At 75.5% G+C, this 15,792-nt stretch carries 17 protein-coding genes; 11 read left to right on the top strand and 6 right to left on the bottom strand.

Annotated elements, in window-relative coordinates; translation table 11 throughout:
* Window positions 1-8: 8 nt before the first annotated feature.
* Complete coding sequence (rnhA, locus tag GA0074704_RS17745; RefSeq protein WP_088971543.1) at window positions 9-485, bottom strand: ribonuclease HI; 477 nt, start codon at window positions 483-485, stop codon at window positions 9-11.
* 80 nt (window positions 486-565) lie between these two features.
* Between rnhA and GA0074704_RS17750 the strand changes: the two genes are divergently transcribed.
* Window positions 566-1,702: a serine hydrolase domain-containing protein gene (locus GA0074704_RS17750; RefSeq protein WP_088971544.1), complete on the top strand. Its 1,137-nt coding sequence runs from the start codon at window positions 566-568 to the stop codon at window positions 1,700-1,702.
* A 43-nt stretch (window positions 1,703-1,745) separates the two neighbouring features.
* The gene (locus GA0074704_RS17755; RefSeq protein WP_088971545.1) at window positions 1,746-2,327 is read left to right on the top strand and encodes a dihydrofolate reductase family protein; all 582 of its coding nucleotides are present in this window, start codon (window positions 1,746-1,748) and stop codon (window positions 2,325-2,327) included.
* Here the strand turns inward: GA0074704_RS17755 and GA0074704_RS17760 are convergent.
* The gene (locus GA0074704_RS17760; RefSeq protein ID WP_088971546.1) at window positions 2,312-3,547 is read right to left on the bottom strand and encodes a lycopene cyclase family protein; all 1,236 of its coding nucleotides are present in this window, start codon (window positions 3,545-3,547) and stop codon (window positions 2,312-2,314) included. The genes GA0074704_RS17755 and GA0074704_RS17760 overlap by 16 nt on opposite strands.
* A 101-nt stretch (window positions 3,548-3,648) precedes the next feature.
* Between GA0074704_RS17760 and GA0074704_RS17765 the strand changes: the two genes are divergently transcribed.
* On the top strand, window positions 3,649-4,716 hold the full coding sequence (locus tag GA0074704_RS17765) for a Gfo/Idh/MocA family protein (RefSeq protein WP_088971547.1): 1,068 nt from the start codon (window positions 3,649-3,651) through the stop codon (window positions 4,714-4,716).
* 4 nt (window positions 4,717-4,720) lie between these two features.
* Here the strand turns inward: GA0074704_RS17765 and GA0074704_RS17770 are convergent, their stop codons facing one another.
* Window positions 4,721-5,293, bottom strand: a complete 573-nt coding sequence (locus tag GA0074704_RS17770) for an MFS transporter (RefSeq protein ID WP_231926515.1) — start codon at window positions 5,291-5,293, stop codon at window positions 4,721-4,723.
* Window positions 5,294-5,864: 571 nt separating this feature from the next.
* Here GA0074704_RS17770 and GA0074704_RS17775 point away from each other — a divergent pair.
* Window positions 5,865-6,701, top strand: a complete 837-nt coding sequence (locus GA0074704_RS17775; RefSeq protein WP_088971548.1) for an ArsR/SmtB family transcription factor — start codon at window positions 5,865-5,867, stop codon at window positions 6,699-6,701.
* 70 nt (window positions 6,702-6,771) lie between these two features.
* On the opposite strand, the gene GA0074704_RS17780 is transcribed toward GA0074704_RS17775, so the two are convergent.
* Window positions 6,772-7,197, bottom strand: a complete 426-nt coding sequence (locus GA0074704_RS17780) for a DUF6069 family protein (protein WP_088971549.1) — start codon at window positions 7,195-7,197, stop codon at window positions 6,772-6,774.
* A 188-nt stretch (window positions 7,198-7,385) separates the two neighbouring features.
* Between GA0074704_RS17780 and GA0074704_RS17785 the strand changes: the two genes are divergently transcribed.
* The 4 genes from GA0074704_RS17785 to GA0074704_RS17800 all read left to right on the top strand — a co-directional run bounded on the left by GA0074704_RS17785 (window position 7,386) and on the right by GA0074704_RS17800 (window position 10,888).
* Window positions 7,386-8,486: a sensor histidine kinase gene (locus tag GA0074704_RS17785; protein ID WP_088971550.1), complete on the top strand. Its 1,101-nt coding sequence runs from the start codon at window positions 7,386-7,388 to the stop codon at window positions 8,484-8,486.
* Window positions 8,483-9,151, top strand: a complete 669-nt coding sequence (locus GA0074704_RS17790; RefSeq protein ID WP_088971551.1) for a response regulator — start codon at window positions 8,483-8,485, stop codon at window positions 9,149-9,151. The genes GA0074704_RS17785 and GA0074704_RS17790 overlap by 4 nt, the downstream gene beginning before the upstream one ends.
* A 31-nt stretch (window positions 9,152-9,182) precedes the next feature.
* Window positions 9,183-9,662 carry a hypothetical protein gene (locus tag GA0074704_RS17795; protein WP_088971552.1) on the top strand — a complete coding sequence of 160 codons (480 nt, stop codon included), beginning with the start codon at window positions 9,183-9,185 and terminating at the stop codon, window positions 9,660-9,662.
* Window positions 9,663-9,760: 98 nt separating this feature from the next.
* Window positions 9,761-10,888: a hypothetical protein gene (locus tag GA0074704_RS17800; protein ID WP_157743708.1), complete on the top strand. Its 1,128-nt coding sequence runs from the start codon at window positions 9,761-9,763 to the stop codon at window positions 10,886-10,888.
* A 141-nt stretch (window positions 10,889-11,029) separates the two neighbouring features.
* Here the strand turns inward: GA0074704_RS17800 and GA0074704_RS29210 are convergent, their stop codons facing one another.
* Window positions 11,030-11,398: a hypothetical protein gene (locus GA0074704_RS29210; RefSeq protein WP_197697542.1), complete on the bottom strand. Its 369-nt coding sequence runs from the start codon at window positions 11,396-11,398 to the stop codon at window positions 11,030-11,032.
* Between the two features lie 132 nt (window positions 11,399-11,530).
* Here GA0074704_RS29210 and GA0074704_RS17810 point away from each other — a divergent pair, with 132 nt between their 5' ends.
* The 3 genes from GA0074704_RS17810 (at window position 11,531) to GA0074704_RS17820 (ending at window position 13,921) form a co-directional block, all read left to right on the top strand.
* Window positions 11,531-12,031 carry a hypothetical protein gene (locus tag GA0074704_RS17810; protein WP_088971555.1) on the top strand — a complete coding sequence of 167 codons (501 nt, stop codon included), beginning with the start codon at window positions 11,531-11,533 and terminating at the stop codon, window positions 12,029-12,031.
* Between the two features lie 320 nt (window positions 12,032-12,351).
* Window positions 12,352-12,807, top strand: a complete 456-nt coding sequence (locus tag GA0074704_RS29470; protein WP_269458926.1) for a class F sortase — start codon at window positions 12,352-12,354, stop codon at window positions 12,805-12,807.
* A 97-nt stretch (window positions 12,808-12,904) separates the two neighbouring features.
* Window positions 12,905-13,921 (top strand): glycoside hydrolase family 6 protein, encoded by a 1,017-nt coding sequence (locus GA0074704_RS17820; protein WP_088971557.1) that lies wholly within the window; start codon window positions 12,905-12,907, stop codon window positions 13,919-13,921.
* Between the two features lie 60 nt (window positions 13,922-13,981).
* Here the strand turns inward: GA0074704_RS17820 and GA0074704_RS29475 are convergent, their stop codons facing one another.
* Entirely contained in the window at window positions 13,982-15,616 is a 1,635-nt protein-coding gene (locus tag GA0074704_RS29475) for a M28 family peptidase (protein ID WP_231926519.1), read from the bottom strand.
* Window positions 15,617-15,792 lie beyond the last annotated feature (176 nt).

Raw genomic sequence — 15,792 nt, forward strand, 5'->3', positions numbered from 1 at the left:
GCGCCGGGTCAGCGGGCCGCCGCGAACCCGGCGCGGGCCTCGGTCATCCCCCGGTTGGCCAGCGCGTCCGCGCGCTCGTTCTCCGGGTGCCCGTTGTGCCCCTTCACCCACAGCCAGGTCACCTGGTGCCGGGCGCAGGCCGCCTCGAGGCGCTGCCACAGGTCCGCGTTCTTCACCGGCTGCTTCGCCGCGGTCCGCCAGCCGTTGCGCTTCCACGACGCCAGCCAGCTGGTGATCCCGTTACGCACGTACGTGCTGTCGGTGTGCAGCTCCACCGTCACCGGCCGGGTCAGGCTCTCCAACGCCTGGATGGCGCCCATCAGCTCCATCCGGTTGTTGGTGGTCGGGGTCGCCTCACCCCCGCACAGCTCCCGCTCGTGCCCGCCGTAGCGCAGCACCACGCCCCAGCCGCCCGGGCCTGGATTGCCGCTGCACGCCCCGTCGGTCCAGATCTCCACGACCCGCCCGGCCGCCGCGTCCACCATGCCGGCAACCTACCGTGCCCGACCCGCCGGACGGAAAACCCGGTGCGACGCGCGTCGCGACGATGGCAGGGTCGACCACCATGAGCGACGGCTGGGACGGCCTCCGGGCCAAGGTGCACGAATTCGTCGACGACCTGGTCGGCTCCGGCCGGGAGGCCGGCGTGCAGGTCGCCGCGTACCTGCACGGGCGGCCGATCGTCGAGGCGTACGCGGGGACCGCCGACCCCGCCACCGGCCGGCCGGTCACCCCCGACACCCCGTTCCCCAGCATCTCCACCGGCAAGGGCCTCACCGCCACCGTGGTGCACGTGCTGGCCGAACGCGGTCAGCTCCACCACGACCTGCCGCTGGCGCGGGTGTGGCCGGAGTTCGCCGCGCACGGCAAGGACCGGATCACGCTGCGGCACGTGCTCACCCACACCGCCGGACTGCCCGCCCTGCCCGCCGACACCACCCCCGCCGACCTGGCCGACTGGGACCGGATGTGCGCGCTGCTCGCCGACGCCGAACCGCTGTGGGAACCCGGCGAACGGCTCGCGTACCACGCGTGGACGTTCGGCTGGCTGGTCGGCGAGACGGTCCACCGGGCCACCGGCCGGCGCATCTCCCAGGTGCTCGCCGAGGAAATCGCCGCCCCGCTCGGCGTACCCGGGGAGCTGTTCTTCGGGGTGCCCGAGGCGGACCTGCCGCGGGTCGCGCGGCTGACCGACAACGGCCTCGCCGCCATGATCGACCAGGCGGCCGGCGTGCTGCCGAACCTGGACCGGGTCGCCCCGCCCGGCGTGCGACCCGACGCCCGCACCGCCGGCCGGCCCGAGGTGCTCCGCGCCGACCTGCCGGCGGTCGGCACGCTCAGCGCCCGCGCCGCCGCCCGGATGTACGCGGCGCTGCTCGGCGACGTCGACGGCGTACGCCTGATCTCCGCCGACCGGCTCCGCGAGGTCACCACCGAAGCGGTCCGCGGCCCCGAATGGGTCTTCGGCGCGGAGGCGGCGTGGGGCCTGGGGTACGCGGTGGACGCCGACGGGTCGTTCGGCGCCGCCGGCAGCGGCGGCAGCCTCGCCTTCGCCTACCCGCAGCTCGGCCTCACCGTCGCCGCCACCCGCAACCGGGTCGCCGCCGGCGACGGTGACCCGATGGAGCAGCTGCGGACGCTGATCCGCGACGAGGTACGCGCCGGTGTCGAATCGGACGGGGGCCGAACGTATCGGAGGTGAGGGGCCGGCGACCGGCCGGCCCACCGATCCGCGAGGTAGCCGGATGCGAAAGATCGTGGTGACCAACAACCTCACCCTCGACGGGGTGATGCAGGCCCCCGGGCGTCCCGACGAGGACCTCCGCGGCGGCTTCGACCGGGGCGGCTGGGCGCTGCCGTACCAGGACCCGGTGCTGGGCCGGAAGATGGGCGAGGGGATGGCCGGCACGGATGCCCTGCTGCTCGGCCGGCGCACCTACACCGACTTCGCCGGCTACTGGCCCCAGCAGACCGGCAACCCGTTCACCCCCGTCCTCGACAAGCTCGACAAGTACGTCGTCTCCACCACCCTCACCGCCCCGCTGCCCTGGCAGAACTCCATCCTGATCGGCGGCGACCCGGTGGCGGAGGTGACCCGGCTCAAGCAGCGCCCGGGCGGGGACATCGCGGTGCTCGGCAGCGGCGAACTGGTCCGCACCCTGCACCGGCACGGCCTGGTCGACACCTGGGTGCTGCTGGTGCACCCGCTGCTGCTCGGCCGGGGCCGGCGGCTCTTCCCCGACGGCACCACCCCGGCCGACCTGCGGCTGACCGACAGCGTCACCAGCACCACGGGCGTGCTGATCGCCACCTACGAGCGGGGCTGACCCTCCGCTGGCGACCCGGCACGCGGACGGGGGGTCGGGTCGCGGCGCAGCCGGGCGCGCAGCCGGCCGGCTGCGTCCCCGGCCACCGCCGACGTCATCGGCAGCAACGGGCTGGACCGCATCACCGCCAGGTCCTCCGCCGGGCTGGTCGCGCCGTCGAGGAACCGCAGCACCCGCTCGGCGGGGTTGCGGTCGAACAGGCGCTGGAAGAACTCCGGCCCGCCCACCCGACCCCGGTCCAGCGCCCGCAAGGCCACCGCGTCCATCCACCGGTGCCGCCCCGGGTACGCCGGCCGGGGCACCGGCGGCCGCCCCGCCGCCAGGGCGGCGGCCACCTCCCCGGCCTGCCGGTGCATGGCCGAGAAGGTGAACCCGGTCGACGGTCGGGTCGCCCCGCCGGCGGTGCCGAGGCGGACCACCCGCGGCGACGGCCGGCGCGGGAACGGCGCGTCGGTCATCGGGATCACCCCGTCCTCCACCTCCCGCACCCGCAGCTGCGCCGGATCCAGGCCGAGCAGGGCCAGGTAGCCGCGCAGGCCGGCGTCGTACCCGGCGTCGTCGAGCAGGGCGGGCGAGAACTCGGTGTACTCCACCAGCGCGTACCGGTCGCTGACCGGCAGCACGTAGCCGAAGGACACCCCCCGGGCCGGCTGCGGGGTGCGGAAGTCCATCAGGACCGCCCGGTCCGGGTCGAACAGCGGCCGGTCACTCTCCACCCACCAGCCCCGGAAGTGCTGCAACCAGCTGGTCAGGCCGGGGCGTACCGGCGGCCGGGGACGGGAGTCCAGCACCCAACCGGCGCGCAGCAGCGCCCGCCCGTCGGTGTCCCGCACGGTCACCCCCGACCCGTCGTCGGCCAGCCCGCCGACGGCGGCGTCGAACCGGGTCGCGCCCAGCCGCTCGGCGGCCTCCGCGGCCCGCGCGTAGACCGGGGCGGAGCGCAGCATCGCGTACCGCAGCGGGGCCAGCGGCAGCACCTGCCGGCCGGCCGCGGTGACCACGTCGACCCGCGACCAGCTGGCGCTCAGCATCGGGTCGAGGTCGGTGCCGGGCCGGCCCCAGAACGCCCAGGTGCGGTCCTGGCCGCTCTTGCGCACCGGATCCAGCACGGCGATCCGCAGGCCACGCAGGTCGTGGCGGTCCAGGGCGGCGAGGACGAGCGAACCCGCTCCCCCACCCCCGACGAGGGCCAGGTCGAAGTGCGGCGGCGCTGCGGTCACCCGCCCACGCTGTCACACCGCCGCCCGGGTGACCGCGCCGGCTCCCCGCCGGCCGCGTAGGTTCGAAGGCGCCAGGCTCACCGACCGGACGGGGGACGACCATGGGTGACGCGCCACTGCGGGTGGGCTTGCTGGGGTACGGGGTGGCCGGCCGGGTGTTCCACGCCCCGCTGATCGCCGCCACCTCCGGGCTGCGGCTGGACGCCGTGGTCACCGCCAACCCGGAACGGCGCGAGCAGGCCCGCCGGGAGCACCCGCAGGCCCGGCTGGTCGACGACGCCGACGACCTCTGGGCGCAGGCCGACACGCTGGACCTGGTGGTGGTGGCGACACCGAACGACCAGCACGTGCCGCAGGCCCGGGCGGCGCTGGCGGCCGGCCTGCCGGTCGTGGTGGACAAGCCGCTCGCCGCCACCGCCGACCAGGGCGCCGACCTGGCCGCCGAGGCCGACCGGCGGGGAGTGCCGCTGACGGTGTTCCAGAACCGCCGCTGGGACGGCGACTTCCTGACCGCCCGTCGGCTGGTCGCCGGGGGCGAGCTGGGCCGGGTGGCCCGCTTCGAGTCCCGCTTCGAGCGCTGGCGGCCGGCGATCAAGCCGGGGTGGCGGGAGAGCGGCAGCCCCGAGCAGGCCGGTGGCGTCCTCTACGACCTCGGCGCCCACCTGATCGACCAGGCGGTGCAGCTCTTCGGCCCGGTGCGGCGGATCTACGCGGAGGTGGACCGGCGGCGGCCCGACGCCCGGGTCGACGACGACGCGTTCGTGGCGCTCACCCACACCGGTGGGGTCCGTTCCCACCTGTGGATGAGCGCGGTCGCCGCGCAGCTCGGGCCGCGGCTGCGCATCCTCGGTGACCGGGCCGCCTGGACGACGTACGGGCTGGACCCGCAGGAGGCGGCGCTGCGCGACGGCGGGCGGGCCGACGCGCCCGGCTGGGGCGAGGTCTCCCCCGACCGGTACGGCCGGCTCGGCGCCGACGACGACCTGCGCCCGGTGCCCACCGAGCCGGGCCGCTACCAGGACTTCTACGCCCAGGTGGCGACCGCGTTGCGCAGCGGCGCCCCGATGCCGGTGGACCCGCGGGACGCGGTGGCCACCGTGCGGCTGATCGAACTCGCGCACGCCTCCGCCATCGAGGGGATCACCCTGCCGGTCCCGCCGCCGGAGTGACCGGTCAGCCGACCGGCGCCGGGGCGACCCGGTCGGCGGGGGTGGCGTACGTGCCGGCGTCGACGGCGAACGGGACGGCGGCGGCCACCAGGAAAAGGAACCCGCCCAGCGGACCGGCCACCAGGTTCTGCGTCACCTGCGTCCCGCCGCTGAGCCAGCCGTTGGCCCGTTCCAGGCGGGATCGCGGCACCACCGCGGGGACCAACGCCTGGGCGGCGACCCGGAACACCACCTCGCCGGCGTTGACCACGAACAGCACCGCGTACAACAGGGCGATGCCCGCCCGCCCGGTGAGCAGCGCGACGGCGAGCACACCGAGCACCGCCACCCGGGCCCAGTCGATGCCGATCATCAACCACCGCCGGTCGACCCGGTCGGCCAGCACCCCACCGGGCAGCGCGAAGAGCAGCCACGGCAACCAGGAGACCGCCGCGCCGGCCGAGACGACCAGCGGGTCGTCGGTCCGGGACGCCACGTAGAGCGGCGCGGCCACGGTGGCGAGACCGCTGCCCAGCGCCGACATGGTGGCTGCGGTCCAGAGTCGGGCGAAGCGCCCGTCGAGCCTTTCCCCCGTCACAGCGGCGGAAGCTACCAGGGGCCGCGCCGCGCGCCGGCCGAGTTTCGGGTCGGCGCGCGGCTGTCGCACACACTCCCTAAAGCGTCCTAGGAGGGTAGTTGGGTTCGCCTCGATCGGTGGGCGCGGGTCGGCGCCGCCGAGCCGCGTCGGGACTCGTGGGTCGACGACTGCTGCGGCACAAAGCCCGCGCGAGCGTGATACCTCAGGGTCATCAATATGACTCTGAGGTATCACTCTCGATCGCCTTCTCATCTCCGCCGCGTCACGACGCTCACCGCCCGCGCCAGCGACGCCGCCCATGCGCGACAACGGCGCTCACCCCTCCACGCCAGCAGCGCCGACCGCCCACCGCGGGGTCGGCGACCACCGCCCCCGCGACGCCGACCCCACATCCACCACCGACGACGCCCACAGCGCCGACGAGGAGAGCCGAGGACACCGACCGCCGCCCGAGCAGGGCCGGCCGTCCGCGCGCTCGTGAACCCGGCGGCGGGATACCTGGACATGCAACCATCAGGCTGCCTATCCTGCGAAGGGCAGCCGGATGGCTGCCTGAACGAGGTGGTGACAGGTGGACGAGGTGTTCCGGGCGCTGGCCGACACCAGCCGGCGCCGGCTGCTGGACAGCCTCAACGTCCGCAACGGGCAGAGCCTGCGGGAGCTCTGCGCCGGGCTCGACATGACCCGCCAGTCGGTGAGCAAACACCTCGCCGTGCTGGAGGCCGCCGGGCTGGTCACCACCAGCCGGCGCGGCCGGGAGAAGCTGCACCACCTCAACGCCGCCCCGATCAACGCCATCGCCGACCGGTGGATCAGCCGGTACGACCGTGAGCGGGCCCGCGCCCTCGCCGACCTGCAGACCGCATTGGAGGCCCGATCCGTGTCCAGCCCCCGCTTCGTCTACACCACCTACATCCGCACCACACCGCAACGGCTCTGGGCGGCCCTCACCGAGCCGGCCTTCACCCGTCGGTACTGGGGCGGGGTCGCGCTGCGTTCCGAGTGGACCACCGGCTCCCCCGTGCTCTGGCAGGACGAGCCGGACGGCGAGTTCCGCGACCTCGGCCAGCGGGTGGTCGTCGCCGAGCCGTACCGGCGGCTGGCGTACACCTGGCACGGGTTCCAGCCCGAGCACGCCGCCCACTTCGGCTGGTCCGCCGAGGAACTGGCGGCCCGGCTCGGCGAACGCCGCTCCACCGTCACCTTCGCCCTCGCGCCCCACGGGGACGCCGTCCGGCTCACCGTGACCCACGACGACTTCTCCCCGGACAGCGAGATGTACCGGGCGATCAGTGGTCAGCTCGACGGCAGCGGCGGCTGGCCCGAACTGCTGGCCAGCCTCAAGACGCTGCTGGAGACCGGCGAACCGCTGCCCGAGCCGGCGCCCGCCGCCACGGCGGGCGCCTGACCCGACGCGCGGCCCCACGGTCCCGGTCCGCCCGTCGCACCCGGGCCGACCGGGGCGGCGGGCCCACCGGTCAGCGGACCGCCGTACGGCGCAACGCGGGGACGAGCAGGCCGGCGGCGAGATGCATCGCCACCAGGGTGAGCTTCGCGGCCACCCCGACCCCCTCGACCAGCGGCGGGAGCAGCGACACCAGCAGGACTGCCAGCGCCAGCCCGGTCCAGATCGACCGGGCGCGTCGGGTACGCCGCTCCAGCAGGGCCAGCACCGCCCAACCGGCCAGCCCCACCAGCAGGGTGGTGCCGGCGACGGCACCCGGCCCGACGCTCCGGTCGGCGCCGCCGGACCGGGCGACCAGGTCCACGCCGGCGAGAGGGACGGCCACCGCCCAGACCGCGACGGTGGCGCAGGTGACGGCGAGGATCGCCAACGGACGGGCCCGCCGCGGCGGGCGGGTCACGCCGGCGGGGTGCGTGGCGACAGGGTGGACGGTGCTCATGGCGTACCTCCGGATCGGTCGCGGGCCCGGCCCGCGACGGTGGCCTCACCGGCACGCTAGGCCCGAGCGGACCCGGTCCGGATCGGGCCGCGGAACGGTTCCGGAGTACGTCCCGCGACCCGGTCCCGCCCGGATCTCCGTCTCGCGACCGATGAGCTCACCCCCGGTACGCCTCTAGCATCCGCGGTGTGTGCAGATGGCCGAGGTCCCTGGTGCTCCCGCTGATCGACGGCGGGATCGCCGCCGTGCTGTTCGCCCTGCTGCTGGTCGCCGTGACCGCCGGCGGGCAGCGACCGGACAGCCCGACAGGTGTCGCCCTCGCGGTCGCGCTCTGCGCCGTGCAGGCCGGCTGCCTGCTGTGGATCCGCCGGCACCCGATCCCGGCCCTGGCGGTGGCGGCGCTCGCCGGCGTGGGGCTGGAGGCGCTCTGCCCCCAGCTGGGCTGGCTCGGGCAGGTCGCGGTGCCGTTGAGCTACGTCGCCCGGCTGCGACCGCCGCGGGTTTCGCTACCCGCCCTGGGCGTGCTGCTCGCCCCCACCCCGTGGAAACTGGTCCACGGTGGCTGGCGGGACCTGCTGCTCGCGGTGGCCGGGCTCGGCCTCGGCTGGGCGTTGGGCGAGGTGCAGCGCGGGCGGGCCGAGCGCTGGCAGGCCCACCGGGCCCGCGCGATCGGCCGGGAGCGGGAACGGATCTCCCGGGAACTGCACGACGTGGTGGCCCACCATGTGGCCGTCATCGCGGTGCAGGCGGCCGCCGCCGAGGACGTCCTCGACGAGCGCCCCGACCAGGCCCGGGCCGCCCTCGGGTCGATCCAGGACGCGGCCCGGTCCGCGCTGACCGAACTGCGGGCGATCCTGCACGCCCTGACCGCCGACGCCGGGCCCGACCCGGCCGTCCCACAGCCCCGGCTGACCCAGCTCGACGCGCTCGCCGACGCCGTCCGCGCGGCCGGTCTGGAGGTCACCATGGACCGGCCCGGCGGCACCGTCGGGCTGCCCGGTGGGGTGGAGCTGTCCGCGTACCGGATCGTGCAGGAGGCGCTGACCAACGCCGTGAAACACGGCCACGCCACCCGGGCCGAAGTCAGCGTCCGCTACGACGACGGCGTGCTGCGGGTGGAGGTGGTCAACGACGGCCCGGTGGCGCCCGCCCCGCGTACCGCCGAAGGGCACGGCATCCTCGGCATGCGGGAACGGGCCCGGCTGCTCGGTGGCACCCTCGACGCCGGTCCGCTGGCCGCCGGCGGCTTCCGGGTCAGCGCCCAGATCCCGGTACGGGTGACCCGATGACCGTGAAGGTGGTGGTCGCCGACGACCAGGACCTGATCCGCGCCGGCCTGCGGATGATCCTCGAGGCCCGACCCGACCTGACCGTGGTCGGGGAGGCCGCCGACGGGCGGGAGGCCGTCGACGTGGTGCGGCGGACCCGGCCCGACGTCGTCCTCATGGACATTCGGATGCCCCGGCAGGACGGCATCGCGGCGACCCGCGAACTGGTGGCCGCCGGTGACCCGGCCCGGGTGGTCATCCTGACCACCTTCGACCTCGACGAGTACGTCTACGCCGCGCTGCGCGCCGGGGCGAGCGGCTTCCTGCTCAAGGACACCCGTCCCGGCGAACTCGCCGAGGCGGTCCGGGTGGTGGCCCGCGGCGACGCCCTGCTCGCCCCGGGCGTCACCCGCCGGCTGCTGGACCGGTTCGCCGACCGGCTGCCCGGCGCGGGTACGCCCGCCCGCCGGCTGGCCGCCCTGACCGCCCGGGAGGTGGAGATCCTCGCCCTGGTCGCCGGAGCGTTGTCCAACGCCGAGATCGCCGCCCGGCTGCACCTGAGCACCGCCACGGTGAAGACCCACGTCTCCGCCGTGCTGACCAAGCTGGGCCTGCGGGACCGGGTCCAGGCCGTCGTCCTCGCCTACGAGGTGGGCCTGGTCCGCCCGGCCCCGCCGGTCGACTGACCGCCCCTGCCCCACACCGAACGGAGCCGAGATGAGCACGTTGACCTTGCACCGGACCCACCGTCGATCGTGGGAGCTGACCGACGGAGCCACCCCGCGCGGCACGCTGCACGCCGGTCGAGGTCTGGTCCGGGCCGAGGCGACGACCACCGAGGGGAGCTGGGCGCTGCGGTCCCAGGGGAACCGGCGCTGCCGGATCGTCGCCGGACCGGCCGGAGCCACCGCCGTGGAGCTGGAGCCGCCGCTGGCCCGGCTGGCGGGTCGGGACGCCCCCGCGCACTGGTCCGTCGGCCGGGGCTTGCGGCACTACCGGGGTGTCCTGACCGACGGGGACCGGGAGATCTCCGCCCGCACCGTTTCCGGGCGCGCCGGGACCATCCGGGTGGAGGTGGCCGGCGTGCCGTCCGACCTGCTGGTGGTGACCGTGTGCTTCGCCCTGCTGAGCCGGCGGCACCAGGACCGGATGCGGGCGCTGTGGATCGCCGCGATCACCTCGCACGGCCCGCGGTGACCGAGGTACACACCCGCTGCCCGGTGACTCCCGGGAGGGAGCGGACCTCCCGTGCCGGAGGGAGTCGCCGGGTCCTGGCCGCTCCTAGCGTCGTGGGCATGCAGACTCCACGCCCGCACCTCGGCAGCCCGGCCACGGCGGCGGTCGTCGTCGCGCTGGTCACCGCCGGCATCGGCGCGACCTGGCTGGCCCGGCCGTCGAGCTACCCGTTCGGCGCCGCGGACCGGGTGACCATGTCGGTCACCCACGTGATGCCCGTCGCGGTGGCCGGCTGGCTGCTGCTGGCGGCCTCGGTGGTGGGGCTGTCCATCGCCGCCCTGGCCGGCCGGCCCACGCCCGGCAACCGGGTGGCCGGTCCACTCGCGACCGCGCTGGCCGGGTTCTTCGCCCTGGTCATGGCGGACACCTCCCTGATCAGCCTGCTCGGGTACGCCATCGCGCTGGGCGCGCCGGTGGCGGTGACCGCGGGGATCGTGCTGGCCTGCGTACGCGGTGGGCGGTGGGGACGGTTCGCCGGGGCGGTGCTGCTGCTCGCCACGGTGGCGGTGCTCGCCGGCCCGGTCGACCCCGGTGTGCTCCTGCGGTTCGCGCGCAACGTGCTGCACGCCTTCGCCGGCTACGGCACCCGGCTGCTCTGGGGGCTGGCCATGGCGGCGGTCGCCGGGGCGTGGGGTGCGGTCGCGTACCGGCTGCTGCGCGCCGGGCGGACCGGTACGCGCCCCGGGTGGGCCCGACCGGAGCGGGCCCGCCGCTGGGGGCGGGTGGCCACGCTCGGGGCGGCCCTGTGCCCGCTGCCGTACGCGTTCGTCCGGTTGACCTGGCTGACCCCGTGGGCGATCGGCCTGGACCGCGACTTCGACGATCCGGCGGTGCGGTTGCAGGGCGGGTCGCTGGGCTGCGCCGCCCTGCTCGGTGCCGTGCTCACCGTCGGCCTGGTCAGCCGCTGGGGCGAGCGGATCCCCGGCTGGGTGCCGCTGCTCGGCCACCGGCCGGTGCCGGTCGCCCTGGCGGCGGCGCCGGGCGGTCTGGTGGCGGTGGCGACGTGCGTGGCGGCGCCGGGGCTGCTGCTGCACGCCGTGGAGACCGACGGGTTCGGGGAGGGGCTGCGGGGCGTCGCGCTCGGGCTGCTGTTCTTTCCGTTCCCGGTGTGGGGCCCGCTGCTCGCCGCGGCGGTGCTGGCGTACGCGCTGCGACGGCGGCCGGTGGAGGCACCGGTCACCGGGTGAACCGCGGCGCGAACGGGGGTCGGCGGCCCGGGCGGTGACGCCCGGGCCGCCGGTGCGCCGCCGACGCTACAACCGGGCGTCGACCTCGTCGATCAGCGGCAGCAGGCCCCGGGAGCCGGTCGCGGCGGCTATCCGCGCCGCCTAGGCCGCCAGCGCCGTGGCGTCGTCCGGGCGCCCCTCGTCGACGGCGAGACGGGCCAGCCCGACGAGGTTCGCGGCGACGCCGGGCAGGAACCCGACCTCCCGACGCAGCCTGGTCGACTCCTCCAGCAGGAGCCGGGCCTCGTCCACCCGGCCGGCGGCGTGCGCGGCGAAGCAGAGGTTCCGCAGCGCGTACGAGCAGTTCAGCTGGTCACGGCGACCTGCGGCCAGCCAGCGGCGACGTGGCCGGTTGATGGCCCCGTGTCCGTTTGCGCGCCGCGTCCCCGGCGCGGATCCGACCGCCCGGTCGGAGGCTCCGTGCCGGCATGTCCGCACCTGCGCGGCGAGGGGGCGGACACCGGACGGCAAAGAGGAATTCTCATTTTCCCTGGGTGGAGGCACCAAGCGGCCTAGTGTTGGCCACACCGGTGCTAGTCACGGAGTTGGCCACCCGAACGACGTCCCACGCAGTCAGCGGACGAAAAGTGAGGGAAGACGCGTATGAAGGCAAAGGCAGTTCTCGGCTCTGCGGCGGTCGGCGTGGGTCTCGGCGCGCTCCTGCTCCCGGCGATCGCCCTCGCGGAGACCACCGTGTCACCGGCCACCACACCGGTCGGCGGAACGGTCGTGCTCACCGCCAAGACGTGCAACCCCAAGGACGGCGACGCGATCTTCCGCGTCACCGGCCCCGACCGGGACCAGAACGTCCGGTCGACCACCGCCGCCGCGGGCGGCGGGCTGAGCGCCGAACTCTTCACCGCCGGGTTCACCCTCGGCACCTACACGGCGGCCGCCACCTGCGGTGACGGCAGCTCGGCCGGCAGCGCCCAGTTCACCGTCACGCCGATCGGCGGCGCGCCCGCCGGCGCCGGGGGCGGCGGTGGGGGCACCGGCACCGGCGCCGCGGTCGCCTTCGGCGCGGGCGGCGCGCTCCTCGGGGCCGGCGCCACCGGTCTGGTCGTGCTGCTGCGCCGCCGGCGCCACGCCGGCGCGATGGCCTGACGCGCCGGCACGCCGCGCGAGGTCGGGCCCGGCCACACGACGGGCCGCACGACGACACACCATCTGAGAACGGGTGCCCGCGCCGGTGACACCGGCGCGGGCACCGGTCACCCCCGTCGGACGGAGGTGGGACCCTGCCATCGCCGAACCGCGCCGGCTCCCCGGCGCCCACGACCCGGTCGGCGGTCGCCGCGATCGCCGTCGCCGGGGCGACCGGGTTCGCGCTGCTCGCCGCCGGCACGGTCCTGGAACCCGCGCCGCCGCCCCGCCCGCCGGCCACCACGGTCGCGCCGGAGCCGTCCGCCCCCCGCGGGGACACGCTGCCCCGCTCCGCCCCGGTGCGGGTCACCATCCCGGCGATCCACGTGAGCGCCGACGTGGTCCCGGTGGCCGGGGACGCCGACGGGCGGCTGGAGGTGCCGCCACTGGACCGGCCCGGGGTCACCGGCTGGTACCGACCCGGCGTCAGCCCCGGCGAGGCCGGCAACGCGGTGATCGTGGGGCACGTCGACTCGCTGAGCGGCCCGGCGGTCTTCTTCAACCTGGGTCGGTTGCGGACCGGCGACACCATCCGCGTCGACCGGACCGATTCCACGACGGTCACCTTCCGGGTGGACGGGGTGGGGTCGTACCCGAAGGACAGCTTTCCCACCGAGCGGGTCTACGGTGGCGGTGACGCCCCCCGGTTGCGCCTGGTCACCTGCGGGGGCCGGTTCGACGTCCGGCGGGGTGACTACCTGGACAACGTCGTCGTCTTCGCCACCCGCGTGCCCTGAGCCCGAACCCGGTCCGGGCCGGTCGGGATCGGACGGCCCGCACGGCGCGGGCCATCCGGCGTGGTCCCGGTCCTCCGGGCCGGATAGGTTGTCCGACATGCGTTCGGCTCTCCTCACCGGCACGCTCGTCACGGTGCTCGTCGGCGCGCTCGGTTGCGCGGCCACCCCGCCCGAGGCGCAGCCGCCCGTCCAGCGGCATCCCTTCCGCGACGCCGTCATGGCGGTCGACCCCGCCCTGCCGGCCCTGCGGTGGCAGCGGGCGCACCGCGCCGGTTGGCTCGACCCGATCACCCAGCGACCGCAGGCCCGCTGGGTGAACGGACCACGGGACCTGCCCGAGCTGGACCGGCTGCTCCGCTCGGCCGACCAGGCCGGCGCCCTGGCCGTGCTGGTGGTGCGCTACCTGCCGAACCGGGACTGCGAGGGCTGGGGGGCGGCCGACGGGGCCACCTACGACGCGTTCCTCGGCGACCTGGTCAGCCGGATCGGTGACCGCCAGACGGCGGTGATCCTCGAACCCGGCGGCCTGGACGCGGAGTGCTTCGACGACGAGCGGGCCGCGCTGCTGACCGCCGCGGTGACCCGGCTCGCCGACGCCGGGCAGTACGTCTACCTCGACGCCGGGATCCCCTACCGGCTCGACGAGAGAGAGACCGCGCAGCGGCTGCGCCGGGCCGGCATCGACCGGGCCGAGGGTTTCGCGGTGAACGTGGGCGGCCGGGAGCTGACCCAGTTCAGCCACCTGTGGGGGCTGGCCGTCTCCGACCTGGTCGACGGCCGGGAGATGGTCATCGACACCTCCCGGAACACCGGGCCACCGCCGGCGGAGGCGCAGTCGTGCAACCCGCCGAAGCGGGGGCTGGGTTATCCCCCCACCACCCGGCCCGAGCTGGAGCGGGTCGCGGCGCTGCTGTGGGTGAAGCATCCGGGTGAGTCGGACGGCGACTGCGAGCGCGGCGAGCCGGCGGAGGGGCAGTTCTTCCCCACCCTGGCCTGGGACGCCATCGTCCGCGCACCGTGGCTCGCCCCCTTCGAACGGTTGCGGGCCGCCTCGGCCCGGCGTCCCGAGCCGCCGCCGGCGCCCGGGCCGGACGGCGCGGCGCTGCGCTACTGACGGCGCCACGCGACGGAGCCGGGCCCGCCGACAGCGGACCCGGCTCCGAAGGTACGACGGTCAGCCGGCCAGCTCACCGTGCGAGTGCGCGTCGACGCCCGCCTCGGCGCTGTGCCCGGCGTCGTGCGACCGGCCCGGGGCCCGCCGTACGCCGTTGATCGCCGAGGTGTCGAACGCGAACGTGATGATCGCGGTGGCGATCGCGTCCGCGTTGACGTCCAGCGCGAAGGTGTTGACGTTGCCGTGCAGGTCGTACGCGGCGTCGAGGGCCGCGTACAGGTCCGCGTCGGCCCCGTCGGCGACCGGGGTGAGGCTGTCGCAGGCCTGGTGGTAGCAGGGGTCGTAGGACTTGCCCGCGACGCCGCCGAAGAGCGCGGCCTCCTGCGCGGTCTTCACCCCTTCCGCGCCGGTGAACAGGCCACCGGCCGGGATGTCCACCCCGGCGGCGATGAACGGCCCGTAGTCGGAGCGGCCGGTAAAGTCGGCCGGCACGGTGGCCAGGCCACGCTCGGCGAAGAACCGCTCGAACACCGACTCGATCTGCGCCGAGCCTTCCGGGCCGGGACCGGCGCCGGTGGTGGCCGAGTCGTCACCGTCGTAGACGCCCAGCACGTAGTTGGGCGAGCCGACCATGTCGAAGTTGAGGTAGAGCGCGATCTGCGCGATCTGGGCGTCGGTCAGCTCGGCGACGTAGTGGTTGGAGCCGAGCAGGCCCCGCTCCTCCGCGCCCCACCAGGCGAACCGCACCGCGTTGTTCGGCTTGACCTTGGCCATCTGCAACGCGACCTCGAGCAGCGCGGCGCTGCCGGTGCCGTTGTCGTTGTAGCCGGGGCCCTCCGGCACCGAGTCCAGGTGGGCGCCGGCCATCACCACGTTGTCGGTGCGGCCGTACCGGGACTGGGCGACGACGTTCCAGGTGGTGCGGATCTCCGACTCGGTGTCCGCCACGATCCGCACGACCAGCCCGGCGGTGGCCGCGAACTGCGCGCCGGTGTCGAAGGAGACGGAGACGGCGGGAATGCCGACCGGGGCGCTGAGCGTGCCGGCGAACAGGGCGAACCGGTCCGGGTTGGCCTCCCGGGTGCCGTTGCCCTGGTTCATGATGATCACCGCCGCCGCGCCGGCGTTCTTGGCGTTGGTGGCCTTCACCCCGAAGCCGCAGTTCGTGCCGCCGCGCTGGATGAGGGCGACCTTGCCGGTCAGGTCCAACCCCGCGAAGTCGGAGGCCGTGCAGCCGGAGGTGGCCGCCGCCGGGTTGGCGAGGTTCAGGTCGACCGGCACCACCGCGCCGGTGACGTCTCCCGGCCCGGAGTACGTCATCAGGCTGTAGTCGACGCCCGCCGTGTAGGTGGTCGGGTTCGGCGCGACCTGGGCGAAGGACGACCCGTGCGCCTCGTAGTAGGGGAACGGGAAGGCCTGCCGGGTGACCTGGTAGCCGGCCCCCTCCAGCTTGCCGGCGACGTAGTCGACGCTGGCCTGGTAGCCGGGGGTGCCGGAGGCGCGGGTGCCGCCGTTGGCGTCGGCGATGGCCTGGAGCGCGTCGAGGTGGCGCAGGACGCCGTCCACCGTGACGGCCTTGGTGAGCTTCTTCGCGGAATTGTTGTTGGGATCGGCCTGGACGGGGGCCGCGAGGGCCATCGACGCGGCCACGACACCGGCGACGGCGCCGGCGAGCCTTCTCTGGACAGACACCACGATGTGCCGTACCTCCTCGGTGCGGGGAACCGGCGACCAGCTCCGCCCGCCGGTCCATCGACTGTAGACACAGTTACGGGTGCTGGGAAGCGCCGGAGCAGCGCAATCGCCGGACCCGGCGGCGACGTCCGGCCGACCGTCGGGCACCGGGCCCCGCCGATCGGTGCGGGACGATC

Source organism: Micromonospora siamensis (assembly GCF_900090305.1).
GTDB lineage: Bacteria > Actinomycetota > Actinomycetes > Mycobacteriales > Micromonosporaceae > Micromonospora > Micromonospora siamensis.

What these genes read in the sequence shown, in the direction of transcription:
- rnhA (WP_088971543.1), bottom strand. Translation starts at nt 485, where the DNA reads ATGGTGGACGCGGCGGCCGGGCGGGTCGTGGAGATCTGGACCGACGGG.
- GA0074704_RS17750 (WP_088971544.1), top strand. Translation starts at nt 566, where the DNA reads ATGAGCGACGGCTGGGACGGCCTCCGGGCCAAGGTGCACGAATTCGTC.
- GA0074704_RS17755 (WP_088971545.1), top strand. Translation starts at nt 1,746, where the DNA reads ATGCGAAAGATCGTGGTGACCAACAACCTCACCCTCGACGGGGTGATG.
- GA0074704_RS17765 (WP_088971547.1), top strand. Translation starts at nt 3,649, where the DNA reads ATGGGTGACGCGCCACTGCGGGTGGGCTTGCTGGGGTACGGGGTGGCC.
- GA0074704_RS17780 (WP_088971549.1), bottom strand. Translation starts at nt 7,197, where the DNA reads ATGAGCACCGTCCACCCTGTCGCCACGCACCCCGCCGGCGTGACCCGC.
- GA0074704_RS17790 (WP_088971551.1), top strand. Translation starts at nt 8,483, where the DNA reads ATGACCGTGAAGGTGGTGGTCGCCGACGACCAGGACCTGATCCGCGCC.
- GA0074704_RS17795 (WP_088971552.1), top strand. Translation starts at nt 9,183, where the DNA reads ATGAGCACGTTGACCTTGCACCGGACCCACCGTCGATCGTGGGAGCTG.
- GA0074704_RS17800 (WP_157743708.1), top strand. Translation starts at nt 9,761, where the DNA reads ATGCAGACTCCACGCCCGCACCTCGGCAGCCCGGCCACGGCGGCGGTC.
- GA0074704_RS17810 (WP_088971555.1), top strand. Translation starts at nt 11,531, where the DNA reads ATGAAGGCAAAGGCAGTTCTCGGCTCTGCGGCGGTCGGCGTGGGTCTC.
- GA0074704_RS17820 (WP_088971557.1), top strand. Translation starts at nt 12,905, where the DNA reads ATGCGTTCGGCTCTCCTCACCGGCACGCTCGTCACGGTGCTCGTCGGC.